Here is a 16,229-nt window from a genome sequence, read left to right as displayed (position 1 = left end):
CGGCACCCCATAGCACTTGCCCACCAAGGACAGTGCTATAACCGGGCACGAACACTCCGTGTAAACCTACGCAGAATTGTCCCCGTGACTCGACGCTGCGTCAGGAAGGCAGCCTCATCAACATGATGACGTGGCGATAATCCGTCTCCGGCTTGCCATCGAGGTCATTGAGACCAGTCACTAGGCAAGGCTTGCCGGGAGCAGTGAAAGAGAAGTGGACGTAAGGGGTGTCTAAGGCACCGAGGGCGTCAGACAGGTAGTGCGGGTTGAACCCAGCCGCGGTAATAGTGGGTTCCCCGTCGACGTGGTTTGTGACGACAGCCTCAATGGCCTCAGAAGCTTGAGCTTGGTCACCGGTGGCCGCTGACAAAGCAACCGAGTCGTCGTTAATGACCATTCGCAGCGGAGTGTTGCGCTCAGCAACGAGAGAGACGCGACGCACCGAACTGATGAGCTCATCAGTTCGAGCCCGCACCGAACGAGTGGCCTTGATATCCATGAGGTGACGTACTTTGGGGAACTCTCCGCTCAGCAAGCGCGTGGTAATGCGGCGCACACCATTGGCACCGTCGCCCTCGAAACCAACAAGACCCTGACCACTTTCGCCGGAGGAAAGATTCATGGTGACATGCTCACCGGACGTCATCGAGCGTGCGGTTTCGTTGATGACCTTGGCAGGTACCAACGCAGTGGCCTCGGCGTCGGTGGCACTGGGATTCCAGGTAATTTCCTTGAGGGCCATCCGGTAACGGTCCGTCGCCAGCAGCGAGAGGACCTCCCCATTGATCTCAACGCGCACACCCGTAAAAACTGGCAGCAGCTCATCGCGACCAGCAGCTACAACAACTTGGGCGACAGCTTTGGAAAAAACACTGGCGTCAACAGTGCCCGTGGCCTTAGGCATTTGCGGCAGATCGGGGTACTCGTCGACTGGCAGAGCCTGCAACGTGAAGCGGGCAGATCCGCACACCAGATCCATCTTGGCGGGATCCGTCGTGATCTGAACCGGCTTATTAGGCAGACTGCGGGCAATATCAGCAAGCAGCTTGCCAGAGACGAGAGACTCCCCCGGCTGGTCAACCTGAGCAGAAAGGGTAATTTGTGCACTGGTTTCGTTGTCGGAAGCCGACAGGACCACTGAATCATCCGTAGCCCGCACAAGCAGCCCAGCCAGAATCGGCACTGTTGGCCGGTTGGGCAAACTGCGAGCAGCCCAGGCAACAGCTTCGGCCATGACATCGCGTTCCAGACGGATTTCCACTGCGTCCCCTTGACTCGGCGTCTCGCACTCCATGGTGCCTGCATGCTGATCATATCCATGCTCACCGACCAATGGCACTCTCGTGGTGATGCCCGAGATGGCTGATACCCAGTGGTGTCTTGTAGGAGGGCTTATCCCCATATCCACACCCACAGACTTGTAAGAGATGAAGATGTATATCTTTCCGTCATACTCATAACCCCTGTGGAACTTGTGGATAACTGTTAAAAAGCCTTGTCGTAAGCACTATTGAGCGGTGGATGACGACGTGGACCAGATGTGTGTGCCGACGAGGTAGTTGTGGATGCAAGACACTGTCCCACTGTTATCCCCTGGTTATCCCCCAGTTGTCCACAGCCGGGTGTGGGGATGGGTGTACAGGTCGTCTGCATGGGTAGGACTATCGCCGCTAACAGCGTTGACAGGACCCGGAGACGAAACGCTGCTGACAGAAAGTGTTGACAGAAAATACCGTTGACAGGATTGAGTGTTGTTCAGTACTGCTTGATGCGGTTGGTGATCTCAGAAACCTGATTGAAGATCTGACGCTGTTCGCCCATGAGCGCGCGAATTTTGCGATCAGCATGCATGACGGTGGTGTGGTCCTTGCCGCCAAACTCGGCACCGATCTTAGGCAATGAGAGATCGGTGAGCTCTCGGCACAGGTACATTGCTATCTGTCGAGCGGTGACAAGCGTTTGAGCGCGCGAAGTGCCCAGGAGATCATCCGTGGAAATGTCGAAATAGTCGGCGGTTTCGGCAATGATGCGCTCTGGCGTTACCGGAGTTTCACGACCCTCTGGAATGAGGTCTTTAAGGACGACTTCGGCTAGGGAAATATCTACCGGTTGCTGGTTAAGGCTGGCAAAGGCCGTCACCCGGATGAGGGCTCCTTCGAGTTCACGGATATTGGTTTGAATGCGGCTAGCGATGAACTCCAGCACATCCGGTTCGACAGTAATCTTCTCGGCTGCGACCTTGCGTCGCAAAATAGCGATGCGCGTTTCTAAATCTGGAGGCTGGATGTCGGTGAGTAAACCCCACTCGAACCGGCTGCGCAGACGCGGTTCAAGGGCCTCTAGTAGTTTTGGTGGCCGGTCAGAAGTCATGACGATTTGCTTCTGAGCGTTGTGAAGCGTGTTAAAGGTATGGAAGAATTCTTCTTGGGTCTGGATCTTCGACTCAAGAAATTGGATATCGTCAACGAGCAGAACATCGACGTCACGATAGGAGCGACGGAATTCCCGAGTGCGGTTAGTGCCAATCGCGTTAATGAAGTCGTTGGTGAGTTCCTCGGTTGAGACGTACTTCACCTTGACATTGTCGTAATACGACATGACGTAACGTCCAATGGCGTGCAGTAGATGAGTCTTTCCCAGACCAGAACCGCCGTAGATGAGTAGCGGGTTGTATGACTTTCCAGGAGCTTCAGCGACCGCGACTGCGGCGGCATGGGCAAACCGATTAGATGCGCCGATGACGAAGGAATCAAAGGTGTACTTCGGATTAAGGCGGTTGCCTTCATCGTCGTCGACGGTGGATACGGGTTGAGTGGAAGGCTCAGTTGTTCCGACGGTGACTTTGGGGACGAACTGAGCAGGCGGAACCTCTTCTTCCTCATCCTCATGGTCGGGAGCACCAAGAGCCAACTCAAGGTCAGGATCAATGGTGATTGCTAAATGAATAGCCTTGTGAAAATGGTCGGAGAGGAGTTCTTCCAGTTCGTGACGCATCTTTGATTCAAGACGGTCACGCGCAAAATCGTTGGGGACGGCAACCATTGCCGTAGAGGCATGCATTGTCACCGGTGTGGTGTTGGATAACCACGCGCGATTGGGTTTTGAAACCTTTGTGAGGATATTGGCCCACGCTTCGTTGAGGGCCTGAGTGGGATCATCGTCAGCCGGCTGTGAACTCATCGGTGGGGGCAGCACGGCATCGGGATGGATCGGCGCGGGACGAGGGTGGTCAACGTCGCCGAACGGGGTGTCAGACATTCCACCACCTGTTCCCTAGAAGTCATCGAGAGTTGTCCACACAGTTTTCCACAGCCGGTGTGACGAGGTACCTGAGGAGGACCACTCCGCTGAACGCTAGTGAGTCCTTGGCTCATCCGCAACCGGTTTGAAGGGCTTGTCAGGCGGGTCATATGACTACATAGATGTGGTTTCATGGCTGTCATTCGGTGTCCTGGGGGTGCAGAGTAGTCAGTTTGCCGATAAGGGTCCCGACGACGTAGAGTTGCCCAGTCGCTATCTTCAGCGTCCACTTCCCCTGCGCCCACCCGGGCGCCCCGGAGGGACCGGCTTGCGTCGATTCCCCGGGTGATCCCCAAGACACAAGGGAGAACATCCCCGTGAAGCGCACTTTCCAGCCCAGCAACCGTCGCCGTGCCCGTAACCACGGCTTCCGTTCCCGTATGAGCACCCGCGCCGGTCGCAGCATCCTCGCTGCTCGCCGTCGTAAGGGTCGCGTCAATCTGTCCGCCTGAATTCCCATGCTACCTGCCCGGTCGCGGATGCACCGCTCTGGTGACTACCGTGCCGCGGTCCGCGGGGGCGTTAAGTCAGGTCGTCCGACTCTCGTTGTCCATGCCGGGCGATGCACACAGGCCAGGCCAGGATCAGCTGACATGACAGGGTTATCCACAGGTCTTGTGGATAACCCTGGTGAATCATTGGCGCCGACGACTTCCCGACCCGACTTTGGCGTTGCGCCGCGGGTCGGTTTTGTCGTATCTAAGGCCGTGGGTAATGCCGTGACGCGTAACCGAGTTAAGCGTCGGCTACGTCACCTTTGTCGTCCCCTGGTCGAAGAACTTGAGGATGGCACTGTGGTCGTTGTGCGTGCTCTACCGGCAGCAGCAACCCAGCCTGATCGGGTCGCGAGAGATCTCGACGGGGCATGGCACCAGGCATTGCGGAAATTGCGATGATGGCTACGATTGTTCCCTCACAATGCTCACACAGAGGCGACGACTCGGCGACGGTGCGACGTTTTCGTCCCCTGACGTGGTTGGCAATCGGATTCGTCAAAGGGTGGCGGGCCATTATTTCGCCGCTCTACGGAGATGTCTGCAAGTACCAGCCCAGTTGTTCGGCCTACGGCCTGCGAGCGTTGCAGGTGCACGGGGTCTTTCGCGCGACGCCAATGATCATGTGGCGGATCTTGCGATGCAATCCGTGGTCCTATGGTTGGTACGACCCAGTGCCGGGCACCCCCGAGGCGAGACAATGGCAGGAGCTCCACCCGGAGACTGCGCGATCAACAAACCAGCCGAGTCACGATCTGATAGGTGATAACCCAAGGGATCACGAGTCGGCCCTACGAACCATCCCCGGACACACCGATCCGGGGAGTACCCCTATGGGTACCCCTTCCCACACCCGAGGTGAGAACTGATGCTCAACCCGCTGGTCATACTTGGCCTAGGCGGCGCCCTGCACGCGATGGGTCACGCCATCATGGTGCCGCTGTACTGGGCGGTGTCCGGCCTGCTGGTCTTTTTCCACTACCTATGGTCGCCACTGTTTGGTCGTGATTCTGGTATCTCTTGGACGTTGGCCATCGTCTGCTTGACGATTTTCATTCGTCTACTGCTGGTGCCCCTGTTCGTCAAACAGATCAACTCTGCGCGATCAATGCAGCTTATCCAGCCGAAGATGAAGGCCATCCAGGAAAAGTACGGCGATGACCGGGAACGTGCCGGTCAGGAGATGATGAACCTCTACCGCGAGGAAGGGGTCAACCCGGCAGCGTCCTGTCTGCCTGTATTGCTGCAGATGCCAATTTTCCTGGCGTTGTTCCGCGTATTAGACGGTGCCTCCCGTGGTATCCCCCGCGGCCATTTCTTCACTGAAAATCCAGGATTGATGGAATCGCTACAACACGCCAAATTCTTTGGCGCCGAGTTGGCTGGTCGATTCCTCCCCATGAACAATGGATTCGGCGGTACCCAGGTCGTCGCGCTTGTTCTCATTATCATCATGGTGGCGACGCTGTTCTACACCCAGCTCCAGCTGATGCGGAAGAACATGCCCCCCGAGTCGCTGACGGGTCCAATGGCCCAGCAGCAGAAGATGATGATTTACCTCTTCCCGCTGATGTATCTGTTCAGTGGTGTGAGCTTCCCGATCGGCGTCATGCTGTACTGGTGCACCTCGAATCTGTGGACGTTGGGTCAGCAGGAGATCCTCATTCGTAACAACCCGACGCCAAATACTCCCGCTTATATCGATTGGCGTGAGCGCATGATCGCCAAAGGCAAGGATCCCGATGAAATTGAGCGTGCGCGTCGCGAGAAGCGTCGTCGCAAGGTTGTTGCCCCTACTCCGGTAGCAACTGTCGAGGATGGCGAAAAGCCGATGGTAGCTCGCCAGGGTGTGACTCGTCAGACGGTTCGCAAAGACGCCAGTGGAGGCCGTCAGGTGGTCCGTCGTCAGCAACCTGCCAAGCAGACGAGAGCTCAGCGAAAAAAGTAGGCGCGGACCTTAAGAAATATAGGCCCCTGGGGTCGAAACAACAGTTGTCTTTGAGAGGTAGCAGATGAGTGAAAGCGGCGAGCGCGTAGAAGAGCTCGATGACGGTCAGCGTGACGGCGGTCAAGGTGAGGATCGCGACGATCTCGGACCCCAGGAGCTTGAGGCTGAAGACGTCGAATCGGAAGATTCCGAAGATGTTGATAATGCTGAAGATGATGACGAGGAGGCTGGCGACCCTCTGGATGAAGAGGGTGACATCGCCGCTGACTACCTTGAGGAGCTCCTTGACATCGCAGATCTAGATGGCGACATCGATACCTATGTGGAAAGTGGCCGAGCTCACGTATCTATTGTCACGGATTCGCAGACCCTGGTTGGCAAGGATGGCAAGGTTTTAGAGGCTTTGCAAGAGCTATCGCGGTTGGCCGTCATGACTGAGGTTGGGCACCGTTCGCGACTCATGCTCGACATCGCTGGCTATCGGGAGTCGCGTCGTAAGGAGCTGGTAGCCCTAGCAACTGAGGCGATCCAGTCGGTCAAGGAGACCGGCGAGCCGGCTCACCTTGCCCCGATGAATCCCTTTGAGCGAAAGATCGTTCATGATGCGGTCGCTGCAGCTGGGCTCGTGAGTGAGTCCGAGGGCGTCGAGCCTAAGCGACACGTGGTTATTACACTGGAGCAGTGAACAGTGATTGAGGCGGGTCCGGTCAGAAATATGTCGGGCCCGCCTTTTTGTTTGTTGAGTGAAGACTGGGGTTTGCGACAACCCTCACCATTGGCATGGTGCATCGTAAGGCGAGATGTTATCGGTAACTCGTAACGATAACTTGCATTGGTCATGGAGTCATATCACCACTAGAAGTGGCATCGTTGCCAAGGTGGGTACCCGAGGTTTGTCGTAAGTCTCCGCATTCACGATGAGTGATGGTGAGAAGTGGCTTATGTAGATAGAAGTGGGTTATGTAGATATGAGTGGGTTGGGCCAGGCAACGTTACTAATTCCGTCGATTGTTTTTACTTAAGCCGTTGCTACTCCCGGGACGGAACGATATTCGGTGCGCTATGAATGGTTTTTGACCATTGATGAGCTGAGTTATGTATTCTTCGTTCTCAGGTCTCGGGCCGATCTGGGTGCCTTGTTGACGGACAGACTTGGCAGATGCGACCTAGGTGGTCGACGTATTTTTAAGGTATGCAGGGAAAGGCGACCACTGACGAGATTTCTCGGGTGCGGTTTCTAAGATGTGGAAGTGTATTGAATCTTGTGATGATTTTGAAGGTTTTTGAGCAGGGATCTTGACGTTTGTGGCCGTCATGTTCGGTATGTGTAACTCCTTGTGCTCGTCTTTTTCCTTGTGCGTGGCTTTTCTCCCTGGATCGTGTCCCGTATGCCTGTCTCTGCCGTACCGTGTGGGTTTCTTCCGGTGGACAGCTGTGAGTGTCCTCTCGGAAGGGAGCTATACGTGGAAGATAGGTACTAACTGGGTGGAAAGGGTTTGGTTGGCGAGGCTTTGTTGAGATGACATTGACAGTGCCAGTAGGTCGTGAGGAATTTGGGTTGGGGCGCGGCGAGGAAGTGAGGCTCCGCCTTTGGTGCGCTTATGTCGGGGCGGTCGTGTGGTTGCTGTGGGGTTCGTCTGACCTGCCCCTCGATCGTCTTCTCGACGGCCTCTGGCAGGACCTTGTCTTCGTGTTCCTATTGGCAGGATATTAAGGACTATTTGCTTGTGTCCCCGCGTCGGGAGGTTGATGACATGTCAGTGTTGACGCGCTCTTGCCTTCTGGTGTCTAGAGGGTGATCCTGTGGAATCTTCGTCGGGGAGCGGGCTGAAAGTTTTGGCTCGACTAGGGGTGATCCCCAGGAGCGCCCCGAACATAGCGATCGTGATCACTTGGCTCCACGTGTCTAAGGGTGATCCGACCGAGGCGACGAGTACGGCCAGTCTCGGGACCTTGGCTCTACCTATCTGTAATCCGATTGGGTGACGCAGAGGACTCGGGAGATACCCTCCACATGTCTAGGGGTGGTCCTGCCGGTGTTGGGTAGCGTAATCGGGCGATACCCAACACGTGCCTGGAGTGATCTCTAACGGTGCCGGTGACGCCGGCCCCTTCCCGCTTGGCTCCACACGTCTAGGGGGTGATCGAATATAAAGCGATAACGATATATATAGATAAAATAATAAATGTATAACGATGTGTTTCACGTGGAACGCGATGGTGAGGCATGCTGCGTGGGTGGATGAATCGTAGCGATATTCACTGTCGTCTTGATGCTCAAGCGAACATGGATGATGCAAGTTGGAGCCCTTGGGCTCGTTAGACATGAGTGCGAGGTGAGCTTGAGGATGAGTCGTTTGTCTTGACGCGGGGTATGGTGATGCGTGGATTGTCGGGCAAAAGGTGCTGAGCTGTGATGCTGATCCGCTTGACGCGATGATAATTGGTATAAGGCGATGTCGTCTGCCCTAGCTTATGTGACACCCAAGCACAGTGTGGCCATGTGAATTGCCGCAGGAGTGGTTATCGCTGACGTAGTGAGCGTCCATCCGCCAGTAGGAGTCGGGAAAGCTTGAGTGATAAGGCCATTTTGAAACGTACTGCGAGTCAGTGGCCATGTGGACTTCGGAACATAGAGCCGATCATAGAGAACGGCACGATGAGCAGCCATCGCTCAGCTGAAACATGAGTCCCTGACGCTCAAGGTTATGTGACGGTGCATTACGCATCATGACGTGAAGAGCCCAGTCGTCAGCTGACCTACGCAGTCGTTGGGAACCAGGACCGGACGTACACTGCTAAAAATTCCGTCTGAAAAACTAGTTGAATACCGTTGGTATTTGTTGACACTATCCCGCGACAAGCGAATTACTCGGAGCGTTGGCGCATGCTGGCCTGCGTTCCTTGGCACTGACGCATCACTAACCGCAATGGAGCGTTGGTGTGTGCTAACAGAGAGCAGCAGCGTACAAACAGGGAGGTACAGGGTGCGGGATGACAGCAGTATTACCCGCCGAGATTCCCGCGTGCTCTACCGTGCGTGTTTGAGGCGGTGCAAGCTACGCCGGGCACGTGAGAAGTGCTCGCCAACGTCGGCTAAGCTCATGGCGCTGCTCAGGTCTCATAGCGCCGCTCAAGATGACATCGCGGGGTACTAAACAGAGCCTGCCACTTCGGCCTACCTCATAGCTCTATCCAAGAGTTTGAAGGATAGCGAAAAGTTGTACTCTTCCCAGATAGTCTGCAACGGGTGCGTTCGGTCGTACCGGAGCCGATGTGAGAGATGGTGATAATGGCGTCGGTGCTGCTGACGCCGTCGATGGGCATCTTGCAACAAGGCAGAAGACAACTGTTGTTGTGATCATGGAGTTGGCTAGCGATATTAGATAGTGATCACGAATACTTATGCCGGTACTGTATGGTGATCATGGCGAAGAGTAAGGGAAACCTGCTGGGTGAATCGTACTAGCAGTTCGACTTGTCGAGGTAGGTAATCCTGACCCGGGTGGCTGGCGGGGTGTGTAGGTGGCGGCACTTCTTGTCCGCGCGATCGCGTGCACCCCGCGCGTCCCTGGTTCCGGAGCCGGGTTCACGACAGTATGTTGCATCAGGTCGACCCGGCGATGCGACACATTCTTGCCAGGTTCTGGTCGTATAAAGCACAGTCGACAGGGAATCGTATATGACCTACCGACGAGCCGTTTCGCCATACGCGCCAGATGCGCCTTCGATGAGGATCGGGCTGAGAGTTGGCGTAGAACGAGGCATCTATCGGGGATAGATGGTGAATCATCATGGTGAAGGGGCATCTGGCTCATCTTGGGTGGCAGAGCATGTGACGCAGCCTTTCTGATGTGGGGGCATTCGCCGCTCCCCCAGCATAGATTCGAAGCATGGTTGGACGCGTCTAGCGCGAATGGAGTTATGGACCATGCATGGCAGGATGTCTGGCATGACGTTGGTGAGTGACGATGACATCGCTGAGAAGCTTTACCGAGATAACTATAAAACTATACAGAAATATGTCGATATATTGGCGTCTCGTGGAGTCGACTGGGGCCTCATCGGACCCCGCGAGGTCGACAGACTATGGGAGCGTCACATCCTCAACAGTGCCGCTCTCGAAAGTCTGATACCGAAGGGCTGCCGTGTTGCTGACGTTGGGAGTGGGGCTGGATTGCCTGGGATTCCGCTAGCCATCTTGCGTCCTGATCTCGAGATGACCCTGGTTGAACCGATGCTGCGACGCTCAAATTTCCTAACCGAATCAGTTGATGAGTTGGGCCTGGGTAGTCAGGTGACCGTCGTCCGGGAGAGAGCTGAGGATGCCGACTTAGACGTTGATGTTGTTGTGTCGCGTGCGGTCGCGAAGCTTGTTACGTTGGTCGCGTGGACGGCTGACCTGATTGCAGGTTCGGGTTGCCTTCTGGCTCTGAAGGGGCAATCGGCTGAAGATGAGGTTGCGAAGGCGAGAAAAGAGTTACTGAGGCGACGCCTGTCAGCCGAGGTACTATTGGTCCGGGCTGATCCTGCTTCGGAGGTGACACGCGCGGTTCGCGTTCGGCGTCTGGAATAGTAGATAGCTGATGCGTGGATGCAGCTATTCCGCTGAGGGTGCTGGATGTATACAGATTGGGCTGCACGAGCATTTAGATCGCCGTGCGCTGCAAGCCTGTGTCTTCGTGGCTGTCGTGTTTCACGTGAAACACCGTGGTTAGTGGCAGGTTCGCCGGCATCGAAAAGATACCTTGACGTGGATGGGCATAGCGATGGTCCGTGTCTTAGAAGGTCGGGGACGGACAATGTGATGGCCTCAGGGGTCATATGAGTGCCGCGACCGCTTTCTGGCTCGTCGCTTCACAATGCGGTCGTACCAAACGTAGATGAGTCCCGGGTTCGGCAAACGGAGCATAGCGGAATTGTTGCGAACAACACTGAGACTAGTTAGCTGGGTAATGTCACTGTGCGGATTGCTCCAGCTCATGGCCAACCCCAGTACGACGATATCGTCAGCCCCTGGAGGACGATAAGCATCGGGCAGCTCAGGCTGACCTGAGGCCATGGCATAACGCCATCCAACTACCGTGGGCCGAGGAGCTGGGTGCGGGGAAGACTTCCGTTGTATTGACCGACCATGAGTGACCCGGCTTGCGTGATCGATCGGCACCGCGACGCGGTAACGCGAGACCGAAGCAGGAAATTCGCGGGCGCTGCCACCAGGCCGTTATTCCGTTTACGTTTCGCAAATGGCAGTAACTGAGACACAGATCCTGGACTGACAAGGCTACGAGGTGGCAGAGAGCCTAGGCGGTGGCAATTGGGCATCGAGCGATAACCAATTCCACTGTAACGGTGAGCCCTTCTGACGTACCGGTGCCTCAAACATGGCACATGACGTTTGATGTAGGTGGAGGTAGGCCTAAAGATACTCCCGGCGAGAGTCACCGCTATCATCCAATGCGCGGTGCAACGTGGGAGCCACTTTGATGGAGACGCTGCTCGTGCGACTAGTTTTTATAGTCGGCAGGTGAAGCGACTTGGGTGGGGGTATACAAGGATTGGGCCATGGGCGGTGGGGTGAACGTGGCTTCGAGCGGCAAGAACCGTCATCACGAACAGTGCGCGACGGGTGTGAGAGAGTATTACTGCAGCCCCAGCAGCCTGAGACTGCGCCATCCTTAGTGAACGCTGTCGGAAAAGCCGATCGAAGGGCAGTGCCCGAGCTCATGGATAGATTCAGGTGAGGCCGACATGACCGGGACTGGGGAGTATCCACCGGCAGGCGTGGGTTATCCACAGGCTACGTGGGTGGAGGTCGTAGTTATCCACAGCGCTCGATCTGACTCTGGTCTTGACCGACGCGGCCGGTAGAGTGATCAGGCGTCAGGGTTTCACGTGAAACATCAAGTGCACGAGACTGAAAGGATGCGCATGACCAACGAGGTCCCCATCTACGACGGGGCGCCCAAGCGGGCAGCGTTTGATGGGCCAGACACGCCCACGGCTGTCGAAGCGTCAGCTGACAGTGTCGATGACTCGGCGGCAGCAATCGTGCCCCTGGCCCTCCCCCGCCCCGATAAGCCGACCACGGTCGTCGTGGCGAATCAGAAAGGTGGGGTTGGTAAAACCACCACCGCGATCAACTTCGCGGTGGCACTCGCGATGAGCGGGCTTAAAGTGCTTGTCATCGATACTGACCCGCAGGGAAACGCTTCGACGGCGCTCGGGATTGAACACGAAGCTGGCACGCTGGGCACGTATGAGGTCTTACTCGATGAGGAGGAGATCAGTGTCGTTGCGAAGGAAAGCCCTGAAGCTCCGGGACTTCAAGTAGTCCCAGCGACAATCGACTTGTCCGGCGCTGAGCTACAGCTCGTCGACGTGAAAGGGCGCGAACGTCGGCTTCGTAAGGCGCTGAGAAAGTATCTCAAGACGAATGATGTCGACTACGTGATTTTGGATTGTCCGCCGTCGTTAGGGTTACTGACCCTCAACGCCTTGGTGGCCGCAGACGAAGTGTTACTACCAATTCAGTGTGAGTACTATGCGCTAGAAGGCGTTACTCAGCTGATGCGAACGATCGAAGCAGTTCGACACGCAATGAATAGAGAGTTGCGACTGGGTTCTATCCTCATGACGATGTTTGATAGTCGGACCCGGCTGTCTGCTCAAGTAGACGAAGAGGTTCGTACCCACTTTGAGCACGAGACGATGGCCACGCGCATACCGCGCTCTGTCCGTGTTTCGGAAGCACCGAGCTATAGCCGTAGCGTCCTGACGTATGAACCGAGATCAGCGGGAGCTGTTGCGTATCGTGAAGCTGCTGCTGAATTCGCGAAGCGGCACGCGGGAGACGAGCACGGTGACAACAACAGCACGGTGGATCATCACGATGTCGGTGGCACCAAGAAGGGATGACAGTGGCAACTAAGCACAGCGGCCTGGGACGGGGATTTGGAGAGCTCTTCCAGCGCACGGATTTCGATGATGACGAGCGCCCTGATGGTGACCCTGCTGACGATGTCGCGGTAGTGGAACCCGTCGGCTCCACGCTTCAGCTCATCTCCGTAGACAAGATTCGTCCGAATGCTCACCAGCCACGAAAAACCTTTGGTGAGGATGAGCTTAATGAACTCTCTGAGTCTATTCGCGTCGTGGGAGTTCTTCAGCCTGTAGTCGTGACGCCAACCGATGATGGGTACGAGCTCGTGATGGGAGAACGTCGCTGGCGAGCCGCCAGCAAGGCCGGCTTAGCAACAATTCCCGCAATTGTGCGCACTACGGCGAGCGAAGACATGCTTCGAGATGCCCTGCTCGAAAACCTTCATCGTGTTCAGTTGAATCCCCTCGAAGAAGCTGCCGCCTATGAGCAAATGCTTAACGACTTTGGGTGTACCCAAGACGAACTTTCCGAAAGGATCCAGCGCTCCCGATCACAGATTGCAAATACAATCCGGTTGCTGAAACTTAGCGCAGGTGTGCAGAAGCGTCTATTGGAGGGTGATATCACCGCAGGTCACGCACGATGCCTATTGGCTATCGAGGACCCTAACGTGCAACTTGATACGGCGAATCGGGTTGTTGATGAAGGCCTGTCAGTGCGCGCGACTGAAGAGTTGGTCCGTCAGCGCTTGGATGACACAACGGACGTCAAACCGCATAGGCGTAAGAAACCGGGTAGAGATACTGTTGCTGCGAAATTGGGCGAACAGCTGTCTGAGCGGTACCGCACTCAAGTTAAGGTGCGACGCCGTAACGGCAAGGGCGCAATCACATTTCCATTTGATGGAGATGAAGAGCTAGAACGACTTATCGATATATTGTCTAACTGACATCGGACGTCGCCCCGGCGCGTGAACAGGGTGTCATCATTGGTCAGAGACGGCTCGGCAGCTTACGATTATGCTTCGCGTGGTAGTTAAGATCCACATCAAGAACGTGAGCGTGAAATACACGCAAGCCCCGTCGTGCGCTGGAAGCGCATAGCACACGGCAGGCAGCTGATAACCGTTAATACAATTAGTCAATGAAGCATGATGGTTTTGGCTGCAGCGGTGATGAGCGCACAGCACGGATGTGGGTGGCTAGTACATGTCCGTTGCGCCGTTACTCAGTTGGTGCGGCGTGACGGGTCCAATAGTGTTTTGCTTCGTCAATGCGGCGGTTGACATCCTTGCGTGCGAAGTACTCCGCGACGAAGGACAGAAACGGAACTGTTCCGGCTAGTGCAATGATAAGAAGACGCGTCAGTGGCCATCCAGCTTTGCGTCCCAGCACATAAGCGGTGATTAACAGCACGGGATAAAGCCACCCGTGGGCGATCCCAACCACGTTGACCATGGTCGGCTTTCCTGCTGCGTACTTTAGTGGCATCGCCACGCACACGAGGAGGATTAAGAGTGTGCCCACGATATACGCCATGGCTCGGTAACAAATTAGGGCCTTGCGAACCCCTGGGATGTCATTGGGCTCGATCCACGGTTCCTGCTCGGTCGCGGAGTCACCAAGGGAAGGACGGGAGGCCGCCGAATCGTCGCGAACGGCCTCATCGTTAGCGTCAGTACCGTCGGCCACGCTGGCAGGCGTCGTATAAAAGTCGTCGCTGGTCACGTCATCGTTATGTTCCACGTGAAACAGAGTACTGAAGCATTCCTATCGGCGGTACATTGAGGAGGACGGTCACGCCTTGGACTTGCCAACAGCTCGAGCAAAAGCGATAGACATGGCAACGGTGAAGATCGCAAAGACCCACCACTGTAACGCGTAGCCGCGATTGCGTTCGCCGCCATCACCCTTAGGAAGCACAGGTTGTGCTGGGGTGAGCCCTTGAGCGCGCGCATTCTTGTCATCGAGGGTCAGGGTTGCGGGTACGAGGGGTTGAGGCCAGGTCTGAGTCAATACCTCCAGACGTAAAGAAGGGAGTACAGCGACTGGCATCTGGGTATCACGGTGATCATCATCGCTCTCAGATGCTGCGAGAACACCTGTCATCGTCACGGTGCCACGAGGTGGCGTCGGAATCCGTTGCCCTTTCGACAGTTGCCCACGGACGACGGCAACCGTTTCGCCAGACGTCAGTTTGACACCAGTTGCAACGCGTACCGGCCATGACGTGCCGACCAATGTTGTCGTCGATGGCTGGAAAGTACCCGTAATCGTGATCCGGCGTCCGTACTGGGCCATGACGTCGGCTTTCTCGGGTGCCTCTGCCCAGGTAATTACTGGTTCGTTGATACGCGCTTGCGTTGAGCCGTCTTGTTGGGCCTGAAAGACGTGCATCTGCCATAATCCGAGAAAGACCATCACTCCTGCAAGGGCGATGCCGAGGAGGATGATAAAAACCTGCTTGACGGAGGAGTGGGAACCGTCAGTTCGCACCGCGTCAGCCATGGTTGCGAGCGACGTCGTCGACGAGGCGAGAGCACACCTCACCAATATCTAGGCCGGCAGCTTTCATGGCTACAGGTATTAGAGACGTTGCTGTCATGCCAGGTGCAGTACCTGCTTCCAAAAAAACAGGAAGGCCAGACTCGTCAATGATGGCATCGACACGGGAGATCCCGGAGAAATCGAGCTCCTTTTGCACGATTTGTGCCATTTCTGTCGCGGCGTGAGCGGCCTCATTGCTGATGTCAGCTGGCGCCGTCAATCGTGTCTCACCGCCGGTATACATTGCGGAATAATCGTAAACGCCGCCGATAGGGCGAATCTCGACGGCGGGCAGTACATGGGTGCCTTCAGAAGTCGTGATCATACCTATCGCGAGCTCGGTGCCCGAAACGAACTTCTCGACCACAACCATGTTGTCATAGGCATAGGCGTTGGCGATCGCCTGAGGAAGATCGTCGATATCGTCGACCTTCGTGATGCCGAGACTTGATCCGCCACGCGCTGGCTTGACAATGATCGGCAGGCCGAAGCGTTCGCCAATTGAACGAATGACTGTCCGGGCGCCAAGCTCACGAAAGATGTCGTGGGGTAACGCGACCTGCTGTGGTGTAGCGACGCCGGCAGCCGCAACAGTGCGGGACGCGATCGACTTGTCGAAGGAGACGCGGCAGGTTGCAGGACCAGAACCCACGTAAGGGATGCTCATCAACTGAAGCACTTCAAGCAGGGCGCCGTTTTCGCCAAGACCACCATGCAGCATAGGAAACACGACCGCGCCGTCGTTGGCGCGAAGTGTCTCGATGAGTGAGGAGTCGATATCAGCTTCCACGACCTCGTGTCCGACCTGTCGCAATGCTTGTGCGACGGTGCGACCCGACTTCAAAGAAATGTCGCGCTGGTGGCTAAGTCCTCCCGCGAGGACGACGACTGGTTGCAACATGCCACTATTCAACCAGCGTCCAGTCGACCGCGGCACGACCGACCCTCCTGTATCAGCAGACGGTCATTGGCGATATCTGGCAGCCGGACTAAATAGTGCGGACGATGGATCAAAGGCAGATCACCTGAGCCAACCGCATTGAGCTCACCACTGGCTT

General features: G+C 56.0%; 13 protein-coding genes. 8 read left to right on the top strand and 5 right to left on the bottom strand.

Features of this window, described 5'->3' with window-relative positions:
• Window positions 1-100 precede the first annotated feature (100 nt).
• Both dnaN and dnaA read right to left on the bottom strand, forming a co-directional pair.
• Window positions 101-1,261 carry a DNA polymerase III subunit beta gene (gene dnaN / locus FYJ43_RS01045; protein WP_326833210.1) on the bottom strand — a complete coding sequence of 387 codons (1,161 nt, stop codon included), beginning with the start codon at window positions 1,259-1,261 and terminating at the stop codon, window positions 101-103.
• Between the two features lie 494 nt (window positions 1,262-1,755).
• Window positions 1,756-3,258 (bottom strand): chromosomal replication initiator protein DnaA, encoded by a 1,503-nt coding sequence (dnaA, locus tag FYJ43_RS01040; RefSeq protein ID WP_154561202.1) that lies wholly within the window; start codon window positions 3,256-3,258, stop codon window positions 1,756-1,758.
• Between the two features lie 359 nt (window positions 3,259-3,617).
• Between dnaA and rpmH the strand changes: the two genes are divergently transcribed.
• From rpmH to FYJ43_RS01000, 8 genes are all read left to right on the top strand, one after another.
• Entirely contained in the window at window positions 3,618-3,752 is a 135-nt protein-coding gene (gene rpmH / locus FYJ43_RS01035; protein WP_002512704.1) for a 50S ribosomal protein L34, read from the top strand.
• Window positions 3,753-3,758: 6 nt separating this feature from the next.
• Window positions 3,759-4,196 (top strand): ribonuclease P protein component, encoded by a 438-nt coding sequence (rnpA, locus tag FYJ43_RS01030; RefSeq protein WP_154561200.1) that lies wholly within the window; start codon window positions 3,759-3,761, stop codon window positions 4,194-4,196.
• A complete protein-coding gene (yidD, locus tag FYJ43_RS01025; RefSeq protein WP_407643716.1) occupies window positions 4,196-4,663 on the top strand; it encodes a membrane protein insertion efficiency factor YidD in 468 nt (155 codons plus the stop codon). Before rnpA ends, yidD begins: the two co-directional genes overlap by 1 nt.
• Window positions 4,663-5,742, top strand: a complete 1,080-nt coding sequence (gene yidC, locus FYJ43_RS01020) for a membrane protein insertase YidC (RefSeq protein ID WP_154561196.1) — start codon at window positions 4,663-4,665, stop codon at window positions 5,740-5,742. Before yidD ends, yidC begins: the two co-directional genes overlap by 1 nt.
• Window positions 5,743-5,806: 64 nt before the next feature.
• Window positions 5,807-6,427 carry a Jag family protein gene (locus FYJ43_RS01015; protein WP_154561194.1) on the top strand — a complete coding sequence of 207 codons (621 nt, stop codon included), beginning with the start codon at window positions 5,807-5,809 and terminating at the stop codon, window positions 6,425-6,427.
• A 3,258-nt stretch (window positions 6,428-9,685) separates the two neighbouring features.
• Window positions 9,686-10,318, top strand: coding sequence for a 16S rRNA (guanine(527)-N(7))-methyltransferase RsmG (gene rsmG / locus FYJ43_RS01010; RefSeq protein WP_154561192.1), 633 nt, complete (start codon window positions 9,686-9,688; stop codon window positions 10,316-10,318).
• A gap of 1,349 nt (window positions 10,319-11,667) precedes the next feature.
• Entirely contained in the window at window positions 11,668-12,660 is a 993-nt protein-coding gene (locus tag FYJ43_RS01005) for a ParA family protein (protein WP_154561190.1), read from the top strand.
• Window positions 12,657-13,574, top strand: coding sequence for a ParB/RepB/Spo0J family partition protein (locus FYJ43_RS01000; RefSeq protein WP_154561188.1), 918 nt, complete (start codon window positions 12,657-12,659; stop codon window positions 13,572-13,574). Before FYJ43_RS01005 ends, FYJ43_RS01000 begins: the two co-directional genes overlap by 4 nt.
• 274 nt (window positions 13,575-13,848) lie before the next feature.
• Here the strand turns inward: FYJ43_RS01000 and FYJ43_RS00995 are convergent, their stop codons facing one another.
• From FYJ43_RS00995 to FYJ43_RS00985, 3 genes are read right to left on the bottom strand one after another with little or no spacing between them, the layout of a single operon-like run.
• The gene (locus FYJ43_RS00995; protein ID WP_407643715.1) at window positions 13,849-14,370 is read right to left on the bottom strand and encodes a DUF3817 domain-containing protein; all 522 of its coding nucleotides are present in this window, start codon (window positions 14,368-14,370) and stop codon (window positions 13,849-13,851) included.
• Between the two features lie 51 nt (window positions 14,371-14,421).
• Entirely contained in the window at window positions 14,422-15,132 is a 711-nt protein-coding gene (locus FYJ43_RS00990; RefSeq protein ID WP_154561184.1) for an SURF1 family protein, read from the bottom strand.
• Window positions 15,125-16,072, bottom strand: a complete 948-nt coding sequence (locus tag FYJ43_RS00985; RefSeq protein ID WP_154562059.1) for a D-alanine--D-alanine ligase family protein — start codon at window positions 16,070-16,072, stop codon at window positions 15,125-15,127. Before FYJ43_RS00985 ends, FYJ43_RS00990 begins: the two co-directional genes overlap by 8 nt.
• Between the last annotated feature and the right edge of the window lie 157 nt (window positions 16,073-16,229).

The organism is Cutibacterium porci, assembly GCF_009696315.1.
Classification (GTDB): domain Bacteria; phylum Actinomycetota; class Actinomycetes; order Propionibacteriales; family Propionibacteriaceae; genus Cutibacterium; species Cutibacterium porci.
This window is presented reverse-complemented; position numbering and strand designations above follow the sequence as displayed.